23 protein-coding genes are annotated in these 24,486 nt (G+C 32.1%); 2 read left to right on the top strand and 21 right to left on the bottom strand.

All coding sequences use genetic code 11. From position 1 onward, the window contains the following. Window positions 1-18 precede the first annotated feature (18 nt). The 12 genes from Q4528_RS07310 to Q4528_RS07365 form a co-directional block, all read right to left on the bottom strand. Window positions 19-351 (bottom strand): putative DNA-binding protein, encoded by a 333-nt coding sequence (locus tag Q4528_RS07310; RefSeq protein WP_046466606.1) that lies wholly within the window; start codon window positions 349-351, stop codon window positions 19-21. Then, window positions 338-1,585, bottom strand: a complete 1,248-nt coding sequence (gene ftsY / locus Q4528_RS07315) for a signal recognition particle-docking protein FtsY (RefSeq protein WP_046466605.1) — start codon at window positions 1,583-1,585, stop codon at window positions 338-340. The genes Q4528_RS07310 and ftsY overlap by 14 nt, the downstream gene beginning before the upstream one ends. After that, window positions 1,582-5,151: a chromosome segregation protein SMC gene (smc, locus tag Q4528_RS07320; RefSeq protein ID WP_046466604.1), complete on the bottom strand. Its 3,570-nt coding sequence runs from the start codon at window positions 5,149-5,151 to the stop codon at window positions 1,582-1,584. Before smc ends, ftsY begins: the two co-directional genes overlap by 4 nt. A 146-nt stretch (window positions 5,152-5,297) precedes the next feature. Next, window positions 5,298-6,026, bottom strand: a complete 729-nt coding sequence (gene rnc / locus Q4528_RS07325) for a ribonuclease III (protein ID WP_046466603.1) — start codon at window positions 6,024-6,026, stop codon at window positions 5,298-5,300. A gap of 110 nt (window positions 6,027-6,136) precedes the next feature. Then, window positions 6,137-6,370 carry an acyl carrier protein gene (locus Q4528_RS07330; RefSeq protein ID WP_000426914.1) on the bottom strand — a complete coding sequence of 78 codons (234 nt, stop codon included), beginning with the start codon at window positions 6,368-6,370 and terminating at the stop codon, window positions 6,137-6,139. A 430-nt stretch (window positions 6,371-6,800) separates the two neighbouring features. Next, window positions 6,801-7,535: a 3-oxoacyl-[acyl-carrier-protein] reductase gene (fabG, locus tag Q4528_RS07335; protein ID WP_017637126.1), complete on the bottom strand. Its 735-nt coding sequence runs from the start codon at window positions 7,533-7,535 to the stop codon at window positions 6,801-6,803. Beyond that, window positions 7,535-8,455 (bottom strand): ACP S-malonyltransferase, encoded by a 921-nt coding sequence (gene fabD, locus Q4528_RS07340; protein ID WP_046466602.1) that lies wholly within the window; start codon window positions 8,453-8,455, stop codon window positions 7,535-7,537. The genes fabG and fabD overlap by 1 nt, the downstream gene beginning before the upstream one ends. Then, window positions 8,448-9,434: a phosphate acyltransferase PlsX gene (gene plsX, locus Q4528_RS07345; RefSeq protein ID WP_070451366.1), complete on the bottom strand. Its 987-nt coding sequence runs from the start codon at window positions 9,432-9,434 to the stop codon at window positions 8,448-8,450. The genes fabD and plsX overlap by 8 nt, the downstream gene beginning before the upstream one ends. Beyond that, the gene (gene fapR / locus Q4528_RS07350) at window positions 9,427-9,996 is read right to left on the bottom strand and encodes a transcription factor FapR (RefSeq protein WP_017637129.1); all 570 of its coding nucleotides are present in this window, start codon (window positions 9,994-9,996) and stop codon (window positions 9,427-9,429) included. The genes plsX and fapR overlap by 8 nt, the downstream gene beginning before the upstream one ends. A 148-nt stretch (window positions 9,997-10,144) precedes the next feature. Then, window positions 10,145-12,193, bottom strand: a complete 2,049-nt coding sequence (gene recG, locus Q4528_RS07355) for an ATP-dependent DNA helicase RecG (RefSeq protein ID WP_017637130.1) — start codon at window positions 12,191-12,193, stop codon at window positions 10,145-10,147. Window positions 12,194-12,438: 245 nt separating this feature from the next. Beyond that, complete coding sequence (gene fakA, locus Q4528_RS07360) at window positions 12,439-14,088, bottom strand: fatty acid kinase catalytic subunit FakA (protein WP_017637131.1); 1,650 nt, start codon at window positions 14,086-14,088, stop codon at window positions 12,439-12,441. A gap of 14 nt (window positions 14,089-14,102) precedes the next feature. Continuing rightward, window positions 14,103-14,477: an Asp23/Gls24 family envelope stress response protein gene (locus tag Q4528_RS07365; protein WP_017637132.1), complete on the bottom strand. Its 375-nt coding sequence runs from the start codon at window positions 14,475-14,477 to the stop codon at window positions 14,103-14,105. A 307-nt stretch (window positions 14,478-14,784) separates the two neighbouring features. Here Q4528_RS07365 and rpmB point away from each other — a divergent pair, with 307 nt between their 5' ends. Then, a complete protein-coding gene (rpmB, locus tag Q4528_RS07370; RefSeq protein WP_002435210.1) occupies window positions 14,785-14,973 on the top strand; it encodes a 50S ribosomal protein L28 in 189 nt (62 codons plus the stop codon). A gap of 164 nt (window positions 14,974-15,137) precedes the next feature. On the opposite strand, the gene Q4528_RS07375 is transcribed toward rpmB, so the two are convergent. From Q4528_RS07375 to Q4528_RS07415, 9 genes are all read right to left on the bottom strand, one after another. Beyond that, window positions 15,138-15,782 carry a thiamine diphosphokinase gene (locus Q4528_RS07375; protein WP_029055459.1) on the bottom strand — a complete coding sequence of 215 codons (645 nt, stop codon included), beginning with the start codon at window positions 15,780-15,782 and terminating at the stop codon, window positions 15,138-15,140. 5 nt (window positions 15,783-15,787) lie between these two features. Next, the gene (gene rpe, locus Q4528_RS07380) at window positions 15,788-16,432 is read right to left on the bottom strand and encodes a ribulose-phosphate 3-epimerase (protein WP_017637134.1); all 645 of its coding nucleotides are present in this window, start codon (window positions 16,430-16,432) and stop codon (window positions 15,788-15,790) included. Continuing rightward, the gene (rsgA, locus tag Q4528_RS07385) at window positions 16,433-17,308 is read right to left on the bottom strand and encodes a ribosome small subunit-dependent GTPase A (protein WP_046466600.1); all 876 of its coding nucleotides are present in this window, start codon (window positions 17,306-17,308) and stop codon (window positions 16,433-16,435) included. A 140-nt stretch (window positions 17,309-17,448) separates the two neighbouring features. Then, window positions 17,449-19,461, bottom strand: coding sequence for a Stk1 family PASTA domain-containing Ser/Thr kinase (gene pknB, locus Q4528_RS07390; RefSeq protein ID WP_072291805.1), 2,013 nt, complete (start codon window positions 19,459-19,461; stop codon window positions 17,449-17,451). Beyond that, on the bottom strand, window positions 19,458-20,201 hold the full coding sequence (locus Q4528_RS07395) for a Stp1/IreP family PP2C-type Ser/Thr phosphatase (RefSeq protein WP_017637137.1): 744 nt from the start codon (window positions 20,199-20,201) through the stop codon (window positions 19,458-19,460). The genes pknB and Q4528_RS07395 overlap by 4 nt, the downstream gene beginning before the upstream one ends. 5 nt (window positions 20,202-20,206) lie before the next feature. After that, the gene (gene rlmN / locus Q4528_RS07400; RefSeq protein ID WP_303521135.1) at window positions 20,207-21,301 is read right to left on the bottom strand and encodes a dual-specificity RNA methyltransferase RlmN; all 1,095 of its coding nucleotides are present in this window, start codon (window positions 21,299-21,301) and stop codon (window positions 20,207-20,209) included. Between the two features lies 1 nt (window position 21,302). After that, window positions 21,303-22,610 carry a 16S rRNA (cytosine(967)-C(5))-methyltransferase RsmB gene (rsmB, locus tag Q4528_RS07405; RefSeq protein ID WP_303521098.1) on the bottom strand — a complete coding sequence of 436 codons (1,308 nt, stop codon included), beginning with the start codon at window positions 22,608-22,610 and terminating at the stop codon, window positions 21,303-21,305. Continuing rightward, a complete protein-coding gene (fmt, locus tag Q4528_RS07410) occupies window positions 22,607-23,539 on the bottom strand; it encodes a methionyl-tRNA formyltransferase (protein WP_046466598.1) in 933 nt (310 codons plus the stop codon). The genes rsmB and fmt overlap by 4 nt, the downstream gene beginning before the upstream one ends. Continuing rightward, window positions 23,532-24,020, bottom strand: coding sequence for a peptide deformylase (locus Q4528_RS07415; RefSeq protein WP_029055467.1), 489 nt, complete (start codon window positions 24,018-24,020; stop codon window positions 23,532-23,534). The genes fmt and Q4528_RS07415 overlap by 8 nt, the downstream gene beginning before the upstream one ends. A gap of 207 nt (window positions 24,021-24,227) precedes the next feature. On the opposite strand from Q4528_RS07415, the gene Q4528_RS07420 reads away from it, so the two are divergent. Beyond that, complete coding sequence (locus Q4528_RS07420; RefSeq protein WP_029055468.1) at window positions 24,228-24,431, top strand: TM2 domain-containing protein; 204 nt, start codon at window positions 24,228-24,230, stop codon at window positions 24,429-24,431. The last annotated feature ends 55 nt before the right edge of the window (window positions 24,432-24,486 follow it).

Consider the following 24,486-nt stretch of genomic DNA (forward strand, 5'->3'; position numbering starts at 1 on the left):
ATTATTCCCTCCTCATCGTTATTCTAATTCTTCTAATTGATCTATATATTGCTTTAATAATTCTGGTTTATCAAGAGATTGTTTCATTTGATTATAAATATCTCGTCGTTGTTCAAACCTTTTGTATAATCCTAATTTAGCTTCATAATCTTCAACTAAATCGCCAGTTCTTCTTATATTATCATAAACTGCCTGTCTACTCACTTTAAAAGTATCAGCAATTTCACTTAAAGCATAATCTTGTAAATAAAATAATTCTAGATAATTTCGTTGTTTATCAGTCAAAAGTGATTGATAAAAGTCGAAGAGATAATTCATACGTAACGTTTTAACTAAATCATTTTGGCTCATTATTATTTTCCTCATGATTATCAGCTGAAACGTCACTACTTTCTTCTGGAATTTCTTCATTTTGTTCAATCATATCTGCAAATAAACCATAAACATAACTTTCGGGATTAAATGGTTGCAAGTCGTCTAATTTTTCACCTAAACCTACATATTTAACTGGTATTTTAAGTTCATTTCTAATAGCTAACACAATACCACCTTTAGCTGTACCATCTAATTTAGTTAATACGATACCTGAAACATCTGTTACCTCTTTAAATGTACGAGCTTGTGATAATGCATTTTGTCCAGTTGTGGCATCTAAACAAAGTAATGCTTCATGTGGCGCGTCTGGAACGGCTCTACCAATAACACGTTTAACTTTTTCAAGTTCTTGCATTAGGTTAGATTTATTTTGTAAACGTCCTGCTGTGTCACATATTAAAATGTCTACTTGTTTATGTTTAGCAGCATTAATTGCATCATACATTACAGCTGCAGGATCTGAACCTTCACTTTGGCTAATCACTTCTACACCAACACGTTCGCCCCAAACTTTTAATTGTTCAATAGCGCCCGCTCTAAAAGTATCACCTGCTGCAAGCATTACTTTTTTACCTTCCATTTTATAACGATATGCTAATTTACCGATTGTTGTTGTTTTACCTACACCATTAACACCAACCATTAAAATAACATTTAAACGTCCATCTTCTAATTTCATCACTTCAGATTTATCATCTTCTTGGTGATAAATTTCAACAATTTTTTCTACGATAACTTCTCGTAAATCTTCTGTCTCTTGAATGTTACGACGTTGTGCTTCAACACGTAACTCTTCAGTAAGTTGCATTACCGTATTAAAACCAACATCAGCTGTAATTAACATTTCTTCTAATGCTTCAAAGAATTCTTCATCAACTTTTCTATAACGCGCTATTAAGTTATTTAACTGTTCTTGGAAATTTTCACGAGATTTTTCTAATCCAGCTTTAAATTTCGCTCCGATTTTTTGTGCTTCTATTTCTTCAAAATCTTCAATTGAAATTAATCCATCTTCATCAAAGTCAGCTTCACTTAACTTTTTAGGTTTCTTTTTAGGTTTTTCTTCTTCAATTTCATTTTGTAACCCTTGCTGTGAATCGTCAGCCTCTTTCGAAGACTCATCAATTTCTTCCTCATTGGATAATTCTTTTTCTATATCTTTTTCACTCGATCCAGAAAATTTATCTTTTAAGCGTTTAAAAAAGCTCATGCTTCTTCCTCCTTCATAACCTCATCTATTGTATTTAGGTTAACACTTACTAATTTAGATACTCCTGATTCTTGCATAGTAACACCATACAAACGATCTGAAAATTCCATCGTTCCTTTACGGTGCGTAATCACAATGAATTGCGTTTGATCAGATAACTCGTTGAGATATTGAGCATATCGGATTACATTTGCTTCGTCCAATGCCGCTTCGACCTCATCTAAAATTACAAATGGGGCTGACCTTACTTTTAAAATCGCGAATAATAAAGCTATTGCGCTTAATGCACGCTCTCCACCACTTAATAATGATAAATGTTGTAATTTTTTGCCAGGTGGTTGCACGATAATATCAACGCCAGCTGCTAGATAGTCATCTTCAGTGAGTTGTAACTCTGCCTTACCACCGCCGAACAATTGTTTAAACACATTACTAAAATGATTTTGAACAGCGTGGAACGTCTCTTTAAATCGTCCTTCTACTTCTTTATCCATCTCATTAATAATTTGTTCTAAAGTAGATTTTGCTTCACGTAAATCTGTTCGTTGTTCATTTAAGAACGTATAACGTTCATTTAATTCTTCAAATTGTTCAATTGCATTTAAATTAACTGGGCCTAATTCATCAATGGACATTTTTGTTAATTTAACCTTTTTACGTAAAGAATCAATCTCTTCATCATTGTCATAAAGTGTACGTGCTCTTTCTACCGTAAGTTGATATTCATCATTAAGATGATCGATAGCATGATTGATTAATACATCTAATTTAGATTGATTTGCTTTAATATCTTGGTAATGATTTTCGATAGACAATAAATCTTGGTGGCATTCTTGAAGCTTATTATCATTGTCTTCAATCATTTGATTTAAGTCAACTCGTTGTTGTTTAACTTGATCTAGTTGTTGATTTAATTCAGTTCTTTCACGTTCTTTATCCTTAATTTGTGTTCGGATTTTATCAAACGCTTGCTCACCCATCATTTCATCTGAATTAAATAATTCTATTTTTTCTTTAATAGTATCAAGTTGTTGTTCTGTACTTTGTAATTGTTTATCTAAACGTTCGATGTCTTGTTGTTGAGCTTTAATACGCTCTTTGACTACTGCTAAATCTGATTGTTTTTGATGCAGTTGTTGTTGTGTTTGTGTAGTAGATGCTTTACCTTCTTTGGATAATTTTGTATAACGCTCGATATCTTCTTCAAGTTGTTTTAATTCTGTTTTAATTTCAGCTAAATGTTGTTGCTTTTGTTCGAGTGTTTCTTTGCTTTTATCACTTTGATAACCATCATTTTTTTCAAATTCAAATTCTTCATGTTCATCTTTAAGATGTGCTTCTTGTTTCTTCAGACGATCAAGTTCTAATTCATAGCCATGTGCTTTTTCTTTCAAAGTATTATAACTTTGACTGATATCAAAATATTGTTCACTTAATTTTTCAGACTGAGATTGATGGGCTTGAAATTGTTTTTCAAATTCTTGAGTCTGTTGTTGATAATCTGCTAATTGCTTGCGCATTGTTGTAAGTTCATCTTTTTGAGACAAGATGCTTTTTGTTTTACGAGCGCCACCACCTGTCATAGAACCACCAGGGTTAACTACATCTCCATCAAGTGTAACAATTCTTGTACGATAGCGGATTGATCTCGCTAAGTCATTAGCATTCTTTAAGTCTTCAACTATTATTGTATTACCCAATAAATTCTCGACAATGTTTTTATATTGAGACGATACCTTAACAGCATCTGAAGCAATATTCACAAATCCTTCTGAAGATTGTGCTGTTGATTTGATATCTGAAGCTAAATAACGTGGTTGAATCACATTTAACGGTAGAAATGTTGCTCGCCCTAAACTACGCTGTTTTAAAAACTGTATTGCTTGGCGTCCATCTTTCTCATCTTCAACTATAATGTGTTGTAATGATGTACCTAAAGCTGTTTCGATAGCCTGTGTTAAATGGGATGGAACGTCAATAACTTCTGCTACAGCACCATGAATACCACTTAATTCTTTACCTTTAGCTTTTAATATATGTTTTACGCCATTAAAGAAATACGTATAATCCTCTTCTTGTGTTGCTAAACTATCAATACGAGATTTTAATTTCTCGTTATAACGATAAGCTTGATACAATTTATTTTCAAATTCAGACTGGTGTTGTTTCGATTGAGTCAATTGTTTCTCTACTTCTTTGATTTGTTGTTCAGTCTTTTTCATTTCTTTCAGAGTTTGATTATAATCTTTTTCAGTATTTGAAATGTTATTTTGTATTTCTTTCAATTGATTAAAAGCTTCAACTAATCTAGAATCAAGCCTTGATTTTTTAGCTTCATTTTCATTAATAGTATGCTCTAAAAAACGAATATCATTATTCACGTCTGACTGTTTAGACATCAACTCATAATATTGGTTCTTTATTTCTTCTAATTTTTCATCATGTTGTTCATCAGAAACATATAATTTAGATTCAAGTGTCTGTACTTCTTTATTTAATTCTTTTTGTTTCTGTTTTAATTGATTTAATGTATGAATTGCTTCTTCTTTTTCCTGTTGAACATTTTCTAATTGAGTCTGTAAGTTGTCTTGTTCTTCTTCAAATCTTGCATTAGTTTCTGACTGATTCTTTTTACGTTCTTCCAATACATTAAGTTGACCAGAATATTTTTCAAACTCTTCAGTTGCCTTAACTAGGTTATAGTTTAATTGTTCAATCTGTTGGTCTAACTCTTGACGTTTACCTTTATGCTTTTGCAATAATTGATTAATTTGACTTTGTTCAGCCTCTTTATTTACTTGTTTACCTTTTAAATCATTAAGTTGTTCGTCTAGTTGAGCGTTATCTTTTGTATATTGATCAATATCATGGACAGTAACAATTACATCACTTTTCTCCATTTCTGATGATAATTGTTTGTATTCTTTCGCTATAGCCGCTTCTTCTCTTAAAGGTTCAACGCGTCCTTCTAAATCATATAGAATGTCTTCAACACGTGTTAAATTATCTTCAGTATGATCTAATTTTTGAACGGATTCAGCTTTACGTTTTTTATATTTTAAAACTCCTGCTGATTCTTCGATAATTTGTCTTCGATCTATTGGCTTTGCATTTAAAATTTCATCAACTCTACCTTGAGAAATAATCGAAAATGCCTCTTTACCTAACCCAGAATCTAAGAACAAATCAATAATATCTTTTAATCGCGCACGATCATTATTTAAATAATACTCACTTTCACCACTACGATATAAACGTCGTGTGACTTCAACTTCTTCAGCATCAATTTGTAATTTTTTTGAATGATTATCTAATTTTAATTTAACTTCTGCATAATTTTGGGGTTTGCGATGTTCTGCACCAGAAAAAATAATATCTTCCATCTTAGAACCACGAAGTGATTTTGCAGATTGTTCACCTAAAACCCATTTAATCGCATCAGTAATATTACTTTTACCGCTACCATTTGGACCAACAATTGCTGTAACACCTTTATCAAACTGAACATCAGTATGGTCTGCAAATGACTTAAATCCTACGGCATCTATTGATTTTAAATAAACCATGCTATTCTCCTTATCCAAATCCACGTTGATTCTTACTTCGAAATCAACTTATTGTTTGATGCATATTCATGTTGATTGCATCAGTATTCAACTTATACAAATCACATAACGTTAATCTCTATTGGATGTATTTGTATGTCGTAACATTATTTGTTCTTCATCAATTTATAGGCACGTTCAGCTGCTTTTTGTTCAGATTCTTTCTTAGTTTTACCCTTACCTTCAGCAACAGCTTGCTTTTCTAATATCACTTCGGAAGTGAATAAACGGTGATGTGCTGGACCTTCTTCTTTAATCAAACGATAAGTAACGTCACCTTTGTTTTGTGTATGAACAAATTCTTGAAATTGTGTTTTGAAATCTACAACTCCATCTAGTTCATCATCTTCTACATAAGGGAAGATAATTTTTTCGGCGAATTTCCACACCGTATCTAACCCTTGATCCAAATATAAGGCACCAACAAATGCCTCAAAAGCATCAGAAATAAGGGAAGGTCTAGTTCTACCTCCAGTTTTTTCTTCACCTTTTCCTAACAAGATGAGTTCATTTAATTTAATTTTATTTGCAAATATTACAAGTGAAGGCTCACATACGATAGTCGCTCTCATTTTTGTTAAATTACCCTCTGGTAAATCTGGGTGTTTATCAAATAAATAACGTGAAACCGTCAATTCTAATACCGCATCACCTAAAAATTCTAAACGTTCATTATGAGCTAAACGATCCATATTAAAATCATTGATGAAACTAGAATGTGAAAATGCTTGTTGATATAAATCTATATTTTGATATTCAAAACCTAACTCTTGCATCTTTTGTGCAAATTGTTTTCGAAATTGATTAACCATCTCTGTCTTTTTATGATTGGTCATAAATCTTACCTCCTCAATTAATGATGCGTTAACTATAATTTTACGTGAAATTGCAATAAAACAAAAGAAAAAATCTGAGCCGACACAAAGACGACTCAGATATAGGTTTATTATTTTTCAAGACTATTGATGAATTTAACAGCATCACCAACAGTGTTGATTTTTTCAGCTTCTTCATCAGGAATTTCAGTACCAAATTCATCTTCTAATTCCATTACTAATTCAGCGATATCAAGTGAGTCAGCGCCTAAATCATCTTTGAAAGATGCATCTTCAGTTACTTTATCAGCATCTACACCTAAACGGTCAACGATGATATCTTTTACTTTATCGAAGTTTTCCACGTCGATTCACCTCCTTTAAAAGCGTCTATCCATAGACTATTATATTTTCCCATTTTAGATTCTAAAATACAAGTAGAATTTGGTCGCAAGACAGAAATTCTACTGATTTCGTTGTCTTGCACCCGCAAGGTTGACTAGATCAATCATGAACTTTGTGAAATGATTGGTCAGACAACTACTGCGTCACTTGCATTTCATGTATAGTGTTTCTTATGCATGAGCTTTAGCTCAGGCGTTCCTTAATACTAATCGCCCCAACTTGCGTTGTCCGGCGATTTTCTTTTCGAAAATCTCTGTGTTGGAGCCCCGGCACCCGCAAGGTTGACTATAAAGTATCACTACTATTTTAATAGTTTAGTGATACTTACACATTAGTTTTAACTAATGTGTTCAATAATTTTAACTAAGTCAACTAATTTGAGCATAATCGTTACATATACATTCCACCATTAACATGAATAGTTTGACCAGTAATGTATTTAGCTTTATCTGAAGCTAAGAATGCAACTGTATTTGCGATATCAGTATCTTCACCAAAACGAGCTAATGGAATTTGACCTAACATTTGTTCTTTTAAGTCATCACTTAAAGCATCTGTCATATCTGAAACTATAAATCCAGGTGCTACTGCATTAACTGTAATACCTCTTGAAGCTAGCTCACGTGCAGCTGATTTAGTTAATCCTACAACTCCTGCTTTAGTTGCTACATAGTTTGCTTGACCAGGGTTACCAACTGCTCCAACAACACTTGATAAGTTGATAATTGAACCACTGCGTTGTCTTAACATTTGAGGTGTAACTTTTTGAATGCAATTAAAGACACCTTTTAAGTTTGTGTCGATAACGTCATCCCATTCTTGTTCTTTCATACGCATAAGTAAATTGTCACGCGTGATACCTGCGTTATTAACTAATACATCGATAGAACCAAATTGACTTACGACTTCCTTAATCATAGCCTTAACTTCGTCTCCATTTGCAACATTAGCTTGAATTGCAAAACTTTCGACACCTTTTGCTTTAATTTCTGAAACGACTGCTTCTGCTTTTTCTTGATTGCCAGCATAGTTTACAGCTACATTGTAGCCCTCTTCTGCTAACTGAATTGCAATACTACGACCAATACCTCTTGAAGCACCTGTTACTAATGCACTTTTTGTCATTATTCATTCCATCCTTTCACATCTTCAAGCGTTTGAATTGAAGTTATTTTAACATCTCTATTAATTTTCTTAATAAGACCTGATAAAACTTTTCCTGGACCAATTTCGATAAAATGATCAACACCTTGATCTATTAACCATTCTGTTGATTTAATAAATTGAACTGGTGAATAAAGTTGTTTAACCATATTATGTTTAATTACTTCTGGATCAGTTTCTCCTTCAGCATTGTAGTTTTGAACGACTGGAAATTGTGCTTCATGCCATTCGAATTGATTAATATACGCTGCAAAATCTTCTTCAATTACGTTCATCATTGAAGAATGGAATGGGCCAGAAACTGCTAATGGTAATACACGTTTAGCACCTAAAGACTTTCCTTTTTCAGCTAACTCATCAATCAAGGATTTATGTCCAGATACTACAATTTGACCTGGTGAATTAATATTAGCTGGCTCAATTAATTCATCATCTGTTGAAAGTTCTTTACAAATTTTATCAACGTCATCATAATCCAAGCCTAATACTGCTGCCATGCTACCTACACCATTTGGAAATGCTTGTGCCATTAATTCGCCACGTTTACGGACGATTTTTACTGCATCTTCAAAAGATAGAACACCACTCGCAACTAAACTAGAATATTCACCTAAACTATGACCCATAGTGTAATCAGCATTTACATTTTCTAAAGTTTCTAATAATGCAACACTATGTGTTAATAATGCAGGTTGTGTATTTTCTGTTTCTCCTAATTTACCTTCTTCATCTGTAAACATTGTTTCTAGTAAATCAAAATCAACTGCTGCTTGTGCTTGGTTCAAAATTGTCGTAGCTTTGTCATCTACATTATATAAATCTTGAGCCATTCCGACCTTTTGTGCACCTTGTCCAGGGAATACGATTGCTGTTTTACCCATTTGAATCACCAACCATTTCTCTCATAGTTTGTACAATTTGTTGTTCTCCTGCAATTTTTGCTTGGCGAATTGCTGAATAGAATGCTTTAGCATTAGAACTACCATGTGCTTTTACAACAGTACCATCTAAACCTAATAAAACAGAACCACCATATTCTGAGTAATCCATTTTTGAAGCAAATTGATCTAAATCCTTTTTAAGAACAACTGCTGCCAATTTATTTTTGAAACTACTTAATAATGTTTCTTTCAACATTTTACCAATTGATTTAGCTGTACCTTCTAAATTTTTAAGTACCATATTACCTGTAAATCCATCGGTTACAACAACATCAACATTACCGTCCATTAATGTTTTAGCTTCTACATTACCAGTAAAGTTAAAATCTTGTTGCGCTTCCATTAATTCATAAGTTTTCTTAGTAAGTGTATTACCTTTTGCCGCTTCTGTACCAATATTTAATAATGATACTGACGGTTGTTTGATTCCTCTAATTTTTTGTGCATATATATTACCTAATTGTGCATATTGCAATAAATGTTCAGGCTTAGCGTCTGCATTAGCGCCAACATCTAAAAATACAAATCCCTTACCATCAATAGTTGGTAAAGTAACAACGAGCGCAGGTCTTGAGACGCCTTTAATTCTTCCAACAATGAACAAACCTGCTGACATCAATGCGCCTGTATTTCCTGCTGATACACAACCATCTGCCTCTCCAGATTTTACTGCTTCAGCCATTTTAACCATTGAACTGTCTTTTTTACGTTTAATTGCTCTAACTGGTTCATCTTCCATTTCGATTTTTTCAGAACAATGTCTAAAATCTATACGTCCATGATTTAAAGTATATTGGTCTTTATCACCAAATAAAATAATTTCTAAATCTTTAAAATTATCTACAGCTTTTTTTACGGCTTCTAATACGATTCCTGGTGCGTCGTCTCCACCCATCATGTCTACTGCAATTTTAACCATTAAATTCATCCTCACTTATATAGAACATTTTAAAATTACCTTTAAATACTAGATTATCTTTTACATAAGAGTTTACTTCTATAAAATAATGTTTATCTGTTTGTTTTATTACTTTTGCTTCAGCTTTCACTGTATCATTTAATTTAACTTTATCCAGAAATTTAATATTACTTTCTTGAGTTAAAACTGTTGGGTTATGTATAAGTGCTACACACAGTGAATTTGCTTGTGCAAATAAAATATGACCTCTAGCTATTGATGATTTCGAAAAAACTGAATCTGTTGTAATTTCAATCATTGATGTAGCAGTATGATTCGGTTTCAACTGTACTAAATCACCTATAACTTCATTAGCTTCCATTGATTTAATTTGATCATAATTGTGTTCTGCCACTAACTTAACACGTTTTCTTAATTCTGGAATATTAAGATGTGTACGGTCTAGTCGAATTGTTTGTATACTCACTTGGAACATTTCACAAAGTTCATTATCAGTAATAAAGGGGTTATTATCTATCGCTTGTTGAATAGCTTGTCTACGCTCGTTTTTCTTTAATTTCACTATCTCACCCCTCATTTTAGTACCAAGTCTTAAACATTCCTCACATATCATAACACTTTCTATTTCAATCCCTCAACAATAAACTATAATAGATATTTAAAATAGTTTTTAGATTATTGAAAATGGCGTCTTAATAGTACTCCAACAATTAATCAAAGCTCATATCTAATAAATTATCTTCAATGAAATGTCTTAAATGATCATAATTTGAATTGAAAAATTCTCCTGATTGAATTAATTCACCAGCTTCATCTCTAGCAACTTCTAACATTCTATAATCTTCTACTATATTTGCAACTAAGAAGTCAGGCAATCCACTTTGCTTAACGCCAAAGAAATCTCCTGGACCTCTCATTTCTAAATCGCGTTCACTTAATTCAAATCCATCCGTTGTTTGTGTCATGATAGTCATTCTTTCAATACCTGTTTCTGTTTTAGGTGAAGCTATAAGTACACAATAACTTTGATGCTCACTTCTACCAACTCTTCCTCGTAATTGATGTAGTGTAGATAAACCGAAACGATCTGCATCATAAATCATCATAAATGTTGCGTTAGGTACATTTACACCAACTTCAACAACAGTAGTAGAAACTAAAATATCAATCTCATGTTGACTGAATCGATGCATTACTTCATCTTTTTCCTCATTAGTCAATTTACCATGTAATAACCCTACTTTATTTTGCCCATAGTATTGTTGTAATGATTCATATAACTCAACTACATTTTGTACATCTTCTAAATGTTCTGAGCTTTCTATAAGCGGACATATCACATATGCTTGTCTTCCTTTTTTAAGTTCGCTTGTCATTTGAGTTAATACTTGTTCATATTGTTCATGCTTGGCCCAACTCGTGATAATCGGCTTTCTTCCTTTTGGTAATTGTTTAATAGATGAAACGTCCATTTCACCAAATACTGATATAGCTAAAGTTCTTGGAATTGGGGTTGCAGTCATAAATAATACATTTGTCATAGCACCTTTTTCTCTTAAACGTTGTCGTTGATTTACACCGAAACGATGCTGTTCATCTGTTATAACTAAACCAACATTTTCAAATGTTACATCATCTTGTATTAAAGCATGAGTACCTATAAGACAATCAATTGTTCCATTTTCAAGTTGTTCAAGCAAAATACGACGTTTTTTTCCTTTTACAGATCCAGTTAACAAGGCTACGTTCATAGTTTCTCCGAATAAATCAATTAAACTTTCAGCATGTTGTTCAGCTAATATTTCTGTTGGTACCATTAATGCTGATTGATATCCAGCCGTTTTTAAAGCATACATACATATAGCTGCTACGACAGTTTTACCTGATCCTACATCGCCTTGTAATAATCTATGCATACGTATTGGTGCTTTTAAATCTCTAAAGATTTCATTCACACTACTTTTTTGAGCATCTGTAAGTTCAAAAGGAAGTGAGTCTATAAAAGATTTCACTTTTTGAATATCATATTTTATTTCGATAGCATCATCTGAGGTCTTTTCCAATCTATTCAACCATTGCATACGCAATTCAAACATAAATAATTCTGTAAAAGCATATGTCCGTCGTGCTCTTAACAAATCATGTTTACTTTTTGGATGATGTAACGTTTTAAGTGTGTAATCTAATGTTTCTAATTTATATTTTGTTCTTAATTCATCTGATAACCATTCATGAATGACCACATCATCTAGTGATTGACGAATATTATCTCGAAGTTGCTTTTGTTTAATGCCTTCTTTAATACGGTAAACCGGCTCTAGTTGCGTATCATTCGAATTATCTTGCTGATTAAAGAACATTCGATTGCCATTAATTTCTTGTTTAGCTCGATTCCATTTTCCTTTTACAGTTACGATACCATTTAATTCGATTTTCTTTTTTAAATAAGGTTGATTAAAAAAGACGCATTTAACAGCAATCTGATTGACCATAATATGTACCGTTAATTTAGACTTATTTCTTCCAAAGAATGCTACAGTTGGAGATGAATAGACTTCCCCTTGAACTGTCACTGTACTTTGATCTTCGGCTTCATTTAAATCTATAACAGTATTATCTTCGTAACGTGTAGGTAAATAAAGTACGAGGTCTTCCACAGTATTAATATTTAATTCTTGTAACACAGCCAAACGTTTAGGTCCAATGCCTTTTATTTGATTTAAAGGATACGGACTTTCTATTAAATTGACTTTCGCCATATTCGATCACCTTAATTTAAATTACTCTATTAAACGAGTTTTGATTATTAAACCCATTCTACCATTTACACAGCTTAACGTTGATAGAAACGCATTACGAAACTAAAGTTTACATAATATATTTATGTTAGACTTTATTATTATCATTTATTACTAAATATAAAAATAAAACGAGAATGAAGTATACAGCTATCTCTGCATAAAACTTCAATCTCGTTATCATTTATAGTTTACCTATATTACTCTTATTCAACCGCGAATAAATATTGATATATTGGTTGTTGTCCATTATGGTTTTCAATTTCAACATCAGGATAAGTAGACTCAACCCATTCAGTTAATTGATCCGTAATTTGTTGCTTACTATCTTCTCCAGCTATAATAGTTAAAATTTCACTATCTTCACTTAACATAGCTTCTAACAATTGCTTAGTAGCTGTATATTGATCAGCGTCACAAGTTATAATTTTATCTTCAGCAAGACCCATAAACTCATCTTTTTTGATTTCAACGCCATCAATTTTTGTATCTCTAACAGCAAATGTTACAGAACCTGATTTAACAACATCTAATGCATTGACCATATGGCTTTTATTATCTTCTAATGAAGAATCTGCATCAAACTGGAATAATGCTGCAATACCTTGTGGTACAGATTTTGTAGGGATTACTACTGCTTCTGCATCAACTATTTCAGCTGCTTGTTCACTGGCCATTAAGATATTTTTATTATTTGGTAAAATAATAGCACGTTTACATTCAGACTGTTCAATTACTTTGACAATATCTTCCGTAGATGGGTTCATTGTTTGACCACCACTAATGATATGAGTTGCACCCATCGATTTAAATAATTCTGAGATGCCGTCACCCATAGATATAGTAATAATTGCTGTTTCAACTGTTTGAGGTGTTTCGTGTTTATGATTGTTTGCTTCTTTTCTAATCACTTCACGATGTTGCTCTCTCATGTTTTCAACTTTAAGTTTGATTAATTCACCATATTGTTGTCCGTAATTAAATACTTGACCTGGATATTCCGTATGAACGTGAACTTTAACAATTTCATCGTCATTAATTACTAATAAGGAATCTCCAAATTCGCTCATATCTTGACGGAATTCTTCTTCTTTAAAAGGTTTCTTATCTTTACCAAAACGAACCATCATTTCAGTACAATAACCATAGACAATATCTTCAGTATTGATAACACCATGGAAATCGTGTTCATCATTTACTAAAGTATCAGTATCTAGTTTTGGTTTAGATGCTTCTATAGTTTCACCATTTAATCCTTTTAAAAATCCTTCATATACAGATAATAGACCTTTACCACCACTATCGACAACGCCGACTTCTTTCAATACGGCAAGTAAATTAGGGGTGTTATTTAATGATTTTTCAGCTGCTTCAATAGTTGATTCCATAACTTCAATACAATCATTTGATGTTTCAGCTTTATCCACTGCTGCTTGAGCTGCGTCTTTAGCGACCGTTAAAATTGTTCCTTCAACTGGTTTCATAACAGCTTTATACGCAGTTTCAACACCAGCCTGCAAACTAGCAGCTAATTGTTGAGCAGTAATTTCGGCTTCTGTTTCGATATTTTTACAGAATCCTCTAAATAATTGAGATAAAATAACACCAGAATTACCTCTAGCACCCATTAATAATCCTTTAGAGAATGTTTTACCTAGTTCTCCAATGTTTTGTGATAAATTATTTTCAACTTCTTCACGACCAGAAGTGATTGTAAGATTCATATTAGTCCCTGTATCTCCATCTGGTACTGGATATACATTAAGCGAATCCACTAAATCTGCATTATTAGATAAATTTTGTGCCCCTTGTATTATCATATCGGCAAACAATTTACCATTGATTTTGCTAATCATTTCACGTTGTCCTCCTAAATCTTTTTGCCCGTTTGGTTTAATCTAACACCTTGTACAAAGATATTAACTGAATTCACTTTAACATTAAGTGTTGACTCTAATGTATATTTAACAGTTGACTGAACATTGTTAGCCACTTCTGAAATTTTCACACCATAACTTACTATAATATACATATCTATATCAACATTTCCGTTTTCTTCGCGTACTTTGATACCGCGTGCGTAATTGTCATGCCCTAAAATTTCAGCAATTCCATCTCTAACTTGTTGTCTAGATGACATACCAACTATGCCGTAACATTCAACAGCTTTACCGCCTACAACAGAGGCGATGACTTCATTCGAAATATCAATTTTACCGTAATCATTTGAAATTTCTAATGTCATATTAATATTCCTCCTGAAAAATAAAGTTATATGTTGCGATTCTCATATAATTAAGCAATCTCATTGCTAAATTTTAATAATTAATATTAGTAAATCATTTGAATTTTTAATGTTTAAATTTCATATTTCTTTACAGTATCATACTATATTACTCCACAGCTTACAATTATATCATAAAATATCAACAGTTTGCGCCATTAAATTTTAATTTGCAGAACTAATTATTGCCAATTTCGTTAAGTTATGATATCTTAATAAAGTATATAAGTAGTGACGTGTATTTATATTTATTAAAGGAGGTACTTTCATGGGTAAACAATGTTACGTAACAGGTCGTAAAGCTTCGACTGGTAATAATCGTTCACACGCTTTAAATGCGAACAAACGCAGATGGAACGCTAACCTTCAAAAAGTTAGAATTCTTGTTGACGGAAAACCTAAAAAAGTTTGGGTTTCTGCACGTGCTTTAAAATCTGGTAAAGTTACTAGAGTTTAATAAATATAATGCACTTATAAATAGTCCTTATGTGGAGGATTTATTTTAAAAGAACTTAAAGGAGCTTCCTTTAAGTTCTTTTTTTATGCAATCATATTTACAAGTAATAAAATAAGAGGGTACTATTTCCAAATAATTATATCTTTCTCTTTCCTATTATTCTATTAGTAATCTTTGTCTTTGCTTCTCATTTGTAAAACATGTCCATGACTAATTTCAATATTGCCTCGCTCATGTTTAACTTCATTTGAAATTGTTAACGTAGATCCCACTTCTAATTTTTCTTGTTGTAATTCATATTTAAATCCAGTTAAAGAAATAACTGGTTCACCACTCATAGGTATAAATGAAATATAAGGATAATTTGAATTAAAATCTACTGTATAACAACCAGGTGTCAGTAATGTAATTTCATTTTGAGTATCAATAATCTTAAACTTGACCCCTTTATTAATATATTCAGGTTTTAAGAGTAATTGAATAACACCCATAAAATGATCTAAACGACCACCAGTCGCGCCATAAATATTAATCTCTTTATACCCTTCGGCGACTGCTTGTGCTACACCGAGGCCTAAATCAGTATCATCCTTTTCTGCTTTCACTGGATGTATATTTAATTGTTGGGATAAAATGTGACGTTCTTCATCGTTTACTGAATCAAAATCACCAACCGAAAATTCAGGAATAATTTGATGCTTTAAGAGAATTAAGGCACCTCTATCTATGCCGCCCCAAATATCTTCACGGTGTTGATCAAATAAATCATTTGGAAGATTTCTATCAGAGCACATTAAATTGATTTCCATAATCATCAGCCCTTTAGTTTTTGTGTAACTTCTTTATAATCACTTTGTTTAAAGAAATATGAGCCAGTTACTAACATTGTAGCTCCATTTTTCACACAAATTTCAGCTGTTTCTGCATTGATACCGCCATCAACTTCAATATCAAATGTAAGTTGCTTTTCATTTTTTAACGTATTTAATTCTAGTATTTTATCAACACATTCTTCAATAAATGATTGACCACCAAAACCAGGGTTAACTGTCATAATTAATACATAATCTACTACATTGATAATAGGTAGTAGCTGACTAACTGGTGTTCCTGGATTAATGACAACGCCTGCTTTTTTACCTTTGTTCTTTATTTGTTCTAGCGCTCTATGAATATGGGCAGTAGCTTCTAAATGAACAGAAATGAGATCTGCACCATGGTCTGCGAATAATTCAATATATTGTTCAGGATTTTCAATCATTAAATGGACATCTATCGGTAAATCTGTTTGTTTACGAACTGCATCTAGAATTGGAATTCCAATAGAAATATTAGGTACAAATTGACCATCCATAACATCAAAGTGTAATCCATCAACTTGTGCATCTTCTAATTTTATTATTTCATCTTTTAAGTTTAAAAAATCAACTGATAGTAGTGAAGGTAATACTTTAGTCATTTAATATCGAACCTTTCTCTCTGAAATTTCATTAAATAATTGTAAATAATGTTCATATCTAAATTGTGCGATGTTTCCTTTATCTAATTCTTCTTTGACATTACATTTTGGTTCTTTAAGATGATTACAATTACGGAATTTACATTGCTCACCGTATTGTGCAATTTCGATAAAGTAGTTTTTAATCTCATCTTTGTCAATATGATCAAAGTCAAGTGCACTAAAACCTGGCGTATCTGCGATAAAACCACTCACCGTTTCATGTAGTTCTACATGTCTAGTAGTATGTTTACCTCGATTAAGAGATTTTGAAATATCATTAGTTTCAAGCTCAAGTTCAGGTTTAAAATGGTTTAAGAAAGTCGATTTCCCAACTCCAGACTGTCCACTTAAAACAATTAAACCTCTCCCCCATTCTTCAACTAATGTCGTTTGGTTATCATGAATACTAACAAATTGAGTTGAATAACCTATTTCTTCATAAATAGATAGATAATTATTAATTTTTTCAATTTGATTATCGTCAGCCATATCTTTTTTAGTGACTAAGATTCTTGTGTTTAACCCATATGAATGAGCAATCACTAAAAATCTATCTAATAGTTGCGTTGAAAATTGTGGCTCAACAGCACTCATTACAATAACTAATGTATCAATATTACTGACAGGTGGCCTTTTTAATTCATTATCTCTTTCATGAACATGTTGAATATAACCTTCTGTTTCATTTTGCACATCAAAATCTACAATATCTCCAACAATGGGTGAAAATTTCTTCTTTCTAAATAAGCCACGTGGTTTCGTATTATAGCGTGTACCGTTAACATCTACTTGATAAACGCCGCTTATCAATTTTACAATTCGACCTGTCTTCAAAAGGACACCTCTCATAATTATTTTACTGATAATAGTATATCAAACTCATTAATAATTATATATCTTTATAACTATAAAAAATACGATGAGTCTCGTAATTGACTCATCGTATAGCACTTCATATTTTAATGAATTATTATTTAGTCATCATAATCCACATCTTTATCTGCAACAATTTTGTTATCTACTCTTACAGTGTAACCAGCAGTTTTACCTTTTTCAATTTTCATAGGAATATTAATTGATTTGTCATCTTTAATTTCAAATGATTGAACTGCGCTAGAACCACTATTATCTTTATCTCTAACATAAACTTCTACTTTTTGGCTTTTTCCCTTTTTACCAGAATAAGGTACTTTCACTGATTCATTGTAATTCTTAACATCTTTATCTGAATCATCATCTGATTTATCATCGTCGGATTCTTCGCCTTTAGAGACAACTAATGTTATTGTTGAGCCTTCATCTACTGATTTACCTTTTGGTGATTGTGAAATAATATCATTCTTTTTCACACTGTCGCTATAGGATTTTGAAACTTTTAATTTGAATCCTTTTAATTCTAATTCTTTCTTAGCAGTATCATATGATTTGTTTTCATAATCACTTACATATACTTGTCTAACTCCTAAAGATTCATAAATTTTGATATTATTGTCATTTAATTTCACTTTTTTATTTGCTGACACACTTTGATTAGCAATATAACCTTTAGGTGTACTTGAACTATATGTTTGTTCAACCCCTACATCTTTAAGACCTACTTCACGCAGTTTATCGAGCGCGTCATCTTTTGATAAACCAATTACACTTGGCATTTTAACCATTTCAGGTCCTTTTGATACTACAATATCAATTTTATCTCCACGCTCAACGCGCTCACCTTTAGCTGGTTTAGATTTAATGATTTGATTTTCAGGATATTTATCACTGTAATCTTTTGAAACGTCACCAAGTTTTAGATTATGATTTTTCAACATTGTTTCAGCTTGGGATTGTGTTTTACCAGTGATATCTGGCATTTCTTCAAATTTATCGCCAAACACTGCCATACTTACAAAAGAAATAAGACCGATAAGTAATAACGCAAAGATAAATGCGTATAAAAATTTCTTTTTCTTAGAACTTTTTTTGCGTGGCGGTTCATATAAATGTGTATCTCTATTTTGATGTTGTTGATTGTCTTGGTGATCCATTATTGGAATTTGCATTGTTTGACCAATACTTTTCTCTTTTGGTGTGTCGTCAATCTTTCTGGAAATTTCTTCTTTAGAAAAAGACATTGTTTTAGTCTTAGTTTGATCTAAAGCATATCTTTCTTCGTTAGAACGATTTTCGTGTAGAGCACTACTTAAATCATCACGCATTTGTTGAATAGTAGTATATCTATTAGCTCTATCCTTCTCAGTCGCTTTAAGTACAACGTTGCTTAAAGCTTGTGGCACTTCTTCGCGTTTATCTGTTGTTATGTTAGGAATGGAATCTTGTATATGTTTGATGGCAATACTTACAGCTGTTTCACCGTTAAATGGTGGTTCTCCTACTAACATTTCAAACAACACAATACCTATAGAATATATATCAGTACCTTCATCGGTAGATTCACCTTTAGCTTGTTCAGGTGATAAATATTGCACAGTCCCAAGTACATGATTCGTTTGAGTTAAGGATGTTTCACTTATCGCTTTTGCTATACCAAAATCAAAAATTTTCAAGGTTTTATTTTTATCAATGAGAATATTTTGTGGTTTTATATCTCTATGTACGATTCTATTGTCATGTGCATGTTTAATGCCTTCTAGAATTTGTTGAGTAAATTGTACTGCAGTTTCTAAACTTAAGGGTCCATGGTTCTCAATATACTCAGCAAGTGTGGGCCCTTCAATATACTCCATTACTAAAAAGTAACAATCATCTTCTTCAGCGACATCAAAAATGGTAACAATATTTTTATGTGATAATTGTGATGAATTATGAACTTCTCTTTCAAAGCGACGTAATGTCTCTTCTTTCTCCCTTGGTGGGATTGAAATAGCTTTAATTGCAACCTTACGCTTCAGAATTAAATCTTCAGCTAGATAAACAATGCTCATTCCACCGCCACCAAGCTTATCAATGACTTTATAGCGCTCATTAATCAGTTTATTTATCATACTCTATCACCCTCGATAGCAGATAATATAAAACTTATATTATCTCTAGATTCGTGGGCGAATGCTAAACGCATAAGGCTCTCACCATGATCTTCTAAAGAAGCTTCTTGTTTTAATTCTTCTTGAATCTCATAATTTCTAACATAATCTGTTAGTCCGTCAGAATTAAGTAATAAATAATCATAAAAGTTTAAGCGCTTAATAAATAAATCTGGAGACACACGTTTATCTGTTCCCATTACTTTAGTAATGATATTTCTTTGAGGATGATGGTATGCCTCTTCTTCTGTAATTTGACCTGTCATTACTAAATGATTCACAAAAGAATGGTCACTAGTAATTTGATCAATTTGCCTACTATTTATAACGTAAGCTCGAGAATCACCAACATTAGCAATAACAACTACTTTATCGAATACTAATGCACAAACACAAGTCGTACCCATACCATGGTAATCAGGGTTTTCTTGAGCATAATTATAAAGATCAAAATTAATTGCTTTAATGTTCGTACTCAACCATTCTTCAGCTTGATGTTCTTCGATTAAATTTTCCGCTTCAAAGCGTTTTTGTAGTTCATAAGTAACAAACTGACTTGCAATTTCACCAGCTCTATGACCACCCATACCGTCACACAACACTAACATTTGTTGACTAGTTTGGTTATAAAATATACCGCCTGCGTCCTCGTTCTTATCTCTATGTTGTCCAGTATCAGTGAAAAATTGTGCATTTAGCATTGCTCTTACCTCGTTTCTACTTGTCGTTCCTTCGCTCTTAATTGACCACATGCTGCATCAATATCTGATCCTTGTTCACGTCTTATTGTAGCATTGATACCTAATCGTTTTAACTCTTTTTCAAATTTAAAAATATCATCTTTAGGTATTTTGACATAGTTTCTTTCTGGAACATGGTTAACTGGAATTAAATTGACGTGACAATTTAATCCTTTAATAAGATGAGCTAAATCTCTAGCATGTTCTAATTGATCATTTACACCGCCAAACAAACCATATTCAAATGTAATACGACGATTTGTTTTTTCTTGATAGTATTCAATAGCTTCCATTAATTTTTCAACATTATAGGCACGGTTTATAGGCATTAATCTTGAACGAATTTCATCTTTTGCACCATGTAAACTTACTGCAAAATTAATTTGGATATCTTCATCAGCAAAGTCATAAATTCTTGGAATAATTCCTGAAGTAGATACTGTGATATGTCTTGCACCGATATTTAAACTATTATCGTCATTTACAATACGTAAAAAGTCCATCATTTCATCATAATTTTCGAATGGTTCGCCAATACCCATAATAACAATTTGCGATACACGTTCATCTGTTTCGTCTAGTGCTTTTTGTACTGTTAATACTTGAGATACAATCTCTCCTGCTTCTAAATTACGTTTTAATCCGCCTAATGTTGAAGCACAAAATGTACAACCAATACGGCAACCAACTTGTGTTGTTACGCAAACTGAATTTCCATATTCATGTCGCATTAATACAGTTTCAATTGTATAGCCATCTTGTAATTCGAACAAGAATTTGATTGTGCCGTCTCTACTTTCTTGTTTAACAACAGTCGTTAACGTTGTCATTGCAAAGTTGTCTTTTAATAGTTGACGTAAATCTTTTGAAAGATTTGTCATTTCATCAATGCTATCAACACGTTTTTGATATAACCATTCAAAAATTTGTTTTGCTCTAAATTTCTGTTGACCGTGTTCAATTAACCAGTCTTGCATTTCATCGTATCTTAAAGAGTAAATAGACTGCTTCTCAAAATCAGGAAGGAATTTATTTTTCTTTTTCTTTTTTTCAGTAATCATATTAACTTTCCTTTCTTTTAATTCTAGCGATAAAGAATCCATCTGAATGATAGTCTTGGGGGAAGACTTGTAATGTTTTAACCATTTCACCAGTTGTTGGGTGTTGGAATGGTTCAAATTCAAAATCATCATTTTGTTTTAAGAATGTATACACTACATTTTCATTTTCCATTTGTTCTATTGTACATGTTGAATAAACAATTGAACCTCCAGGTTTTAAGTTATGTTTTACATTCTCCAATATTTGTAATTGTAATTCAACTAGTGATTGAATTGTATTTTTCGACTGACTATATTTAATTTCAGGTTTATGTCGTAATACACCGAAACCGCTACATGGAGCATCCACTAAAATTTTGTCATATTGATTTTCATAGGGTTCTGTTGCATCGTGTTGAAAGGCTTTAATATTTTTAAGTCTTAATTTTCTTATATTGAAATCAATGAGTTTTATTTTATGATCATGTATATCTGTCGCATCAACATGCCCTTCTGGAGATAATATTTCAGCAATGTGACACGCTTTCCCCCCAGGTGCACTACATGCATCTAATACAGAATCATTTCTATCTAAATCCATGATATGCGCTACAAACATGGAACTTTTATCTTGAATTGATACTAAACCATCTTTAAAAGCTCTTGAGTTCACAATTGGTTTTCCAGAAATGTGAAGACAGAAAGGTAAAACGTCATCTTTCTTTACTGTATACTCTTCTTTTTCTAACGCACTTATAATGTTATCAATCGAGCCTCTTGTTATATTAGCTCTTACAGTAGTAGCTACTGGTTCTAAAAATGATTGTGCAATTGTCTCTGTTTGTTCCAAGCCGTAATGTGTTACCCAATGGTCAACTAACCACTTAGGTAAACTATATTGAATAGCAATTCTTTTTTTATCATCTTGGATATCATTTATATCTGGTAATTCACTTCTCATAATTGTACGTAGTATACCGTTAACCACATTTCCGGTATAATAACCGCCTTCTTCTTTGGCAATTTCCACCGCTTCATTAATGATTGCGTGATCAGGTACTTTATCTAAGTATACATATTGATAAATACTCATCCAAAGTAATTCACGTACCCAACCTTTGATTTTTGTTTTTAAAAATGGTTTCAAATAAAAATCTAAAGTATATTTACGTTTTACTGTACCGTATACAAGTTCAGTGAATAATCCTTTATCTAAATCACTAATTTCATATGTTGATAGTACTTCATTAATTTCTAAGTTACTATAGGCACCTTCATCTAATATTGCTTGTATTGTCTCAAAAGCGAGACCTCTTATCGAATTTGTCATACTAATTTCTTCCCAACTAGTGATTCTTGAACACCACTTAAATAATTTGCTACTTGCATACGTTTTTTACCGGCTAATTGAATATCAGTTAAAGCAATACATTCATCTGAGGCAGTTGCAACTATAATTGCTTTCTTAGTCGTATCTACAATAGTGCCTGGTTCACCTTTTTTATCTGATACGATATGTGCACCATAAATTTTTAAATTTTTGTCATCCATAATAGTATAGGCAACTGGCCATGGTGATAGACCTCTTATATGATTGTGTATCTCTTGTGCACTACGATTCCAATCGATTTTTTCATCTTCACGACTAATATTTGAAGCAAATGAAGCTTGACTATCATCTTGTTCTACACTGTCATTAGTACCATTTAAAATTGAAGGTAATGTTTCTTTTAATAAATCAGCACCTAAAAAACTTAATTTATCATGCATTGAACCCACATTATCATCTTGTTCAATGTCGATAGCTCGTTGTGAGATAATATTCCCTGCATCTAGTTTTTTCACCATATACATAATCGTTATACCTGTTTCTTTTTCACCATCTATAATCGCTTGATGTATTGGTGCACCACCTCGATATTTAGGTAACAATGAAGCATGTACGTTAATTGCCCCTAGTTTAGGTGTATTTAATAATTGTTCTGGTAAAATTTGGCCAAATGCAGCCGTTACGATAAGGTCTGAATCCATGTTTAATAATGTTTGTAATTCCTCAGATCCTTTTATTTTTTCGGGTTGATATACTGGAATATTATGTTCTACCGCTACTTTTTTTACAGGCGGTGGTGTCATAACGCGTTTTCTACCTACTGGTCTGTCTGGTTGAGTTACTACTGCAATAACTTCATGCTCTGCAATAAGCATTTCTAATACTTTAGTTGAGAAATCTGGTGTTCCCATAAAAATTATTTTACTCATTTTCGAAATATGCCTCCATTTCACTATCACTTAATATACGTTTAGCCTTTTCTGTGAAAAATATGCCATTTAATTGATCAATCATATGTAAAATCATTCTCGCTACATCATCGTACGCTGTTAATTCTACTGAATTTCCGTTAACGTCATTACTTTCAACAACAATCATTTTACTGCGTTCAACTTCGCCATATACATCGGGTAAACTTACTGATCCTTCTAAATCAGTAATCGTTTCAGTTGATTGTTTAATAATTTTAGGATTGATAAGTTGTAATAAGCCTTCCATTTCCATATCAACGATGGCAACTTGTTGGTTAATACCGATTTGATTTGCGCTTAATGCAGATCCTTCCAAGGCATATAAAGTATCTTCAACATCTGTTAGTGTTTGCTTTAATTGATTATCGTATTGTTCTACTTGATGTGCCGGTTGGTTAAATATTGGATGCTCCGCTTTAACTAATTTTTTTACTGACATATTTAACGCTCCTCATTAAAATTCATCAAACCATTATAACTTATATAGTATAAAATTGCGACCTCCCTTATTCAGACTAAAGAATGAGAACGATCTCTTTGACTTTAATACCATATTTTATAAAATATAAATGAGTACTATGTTTAAAAAAAGGGAAGATTAATAAAGACAATTAATTTAAATTGTAAAAAAAGAGGTGAATTAATAATGGAAGTAAACAAAGTGATTTATATTTTATTAGCTGTATTTTTAGGTAGCTTTGGAATTCATAAATTCTATGCTGGTAAAAATATGCAAGGCATTCTACACATTTTATTCTGTTGGACAGCAATACCTCATATTTTAGCTATTATTAGTGCTATCTTAACATTATTCAGACCAGCTGATGAAAATGGTAATGTATTAATGTAATTAAATTAAATTTTTAAGCCATTGAGCGCTGACAACTGTGTTTGTTGTCATGATA

Source organism: Staphylococcus pasteuri, from assembly GCF_030547725.1.
GTDB classification, from domain to species: domain Bacteria; phylum Bacillota; class Bacilli; order Staphylococcales; family Staphylococcaceae; genus Staphylococcus; species Staphylococcus pasteuri.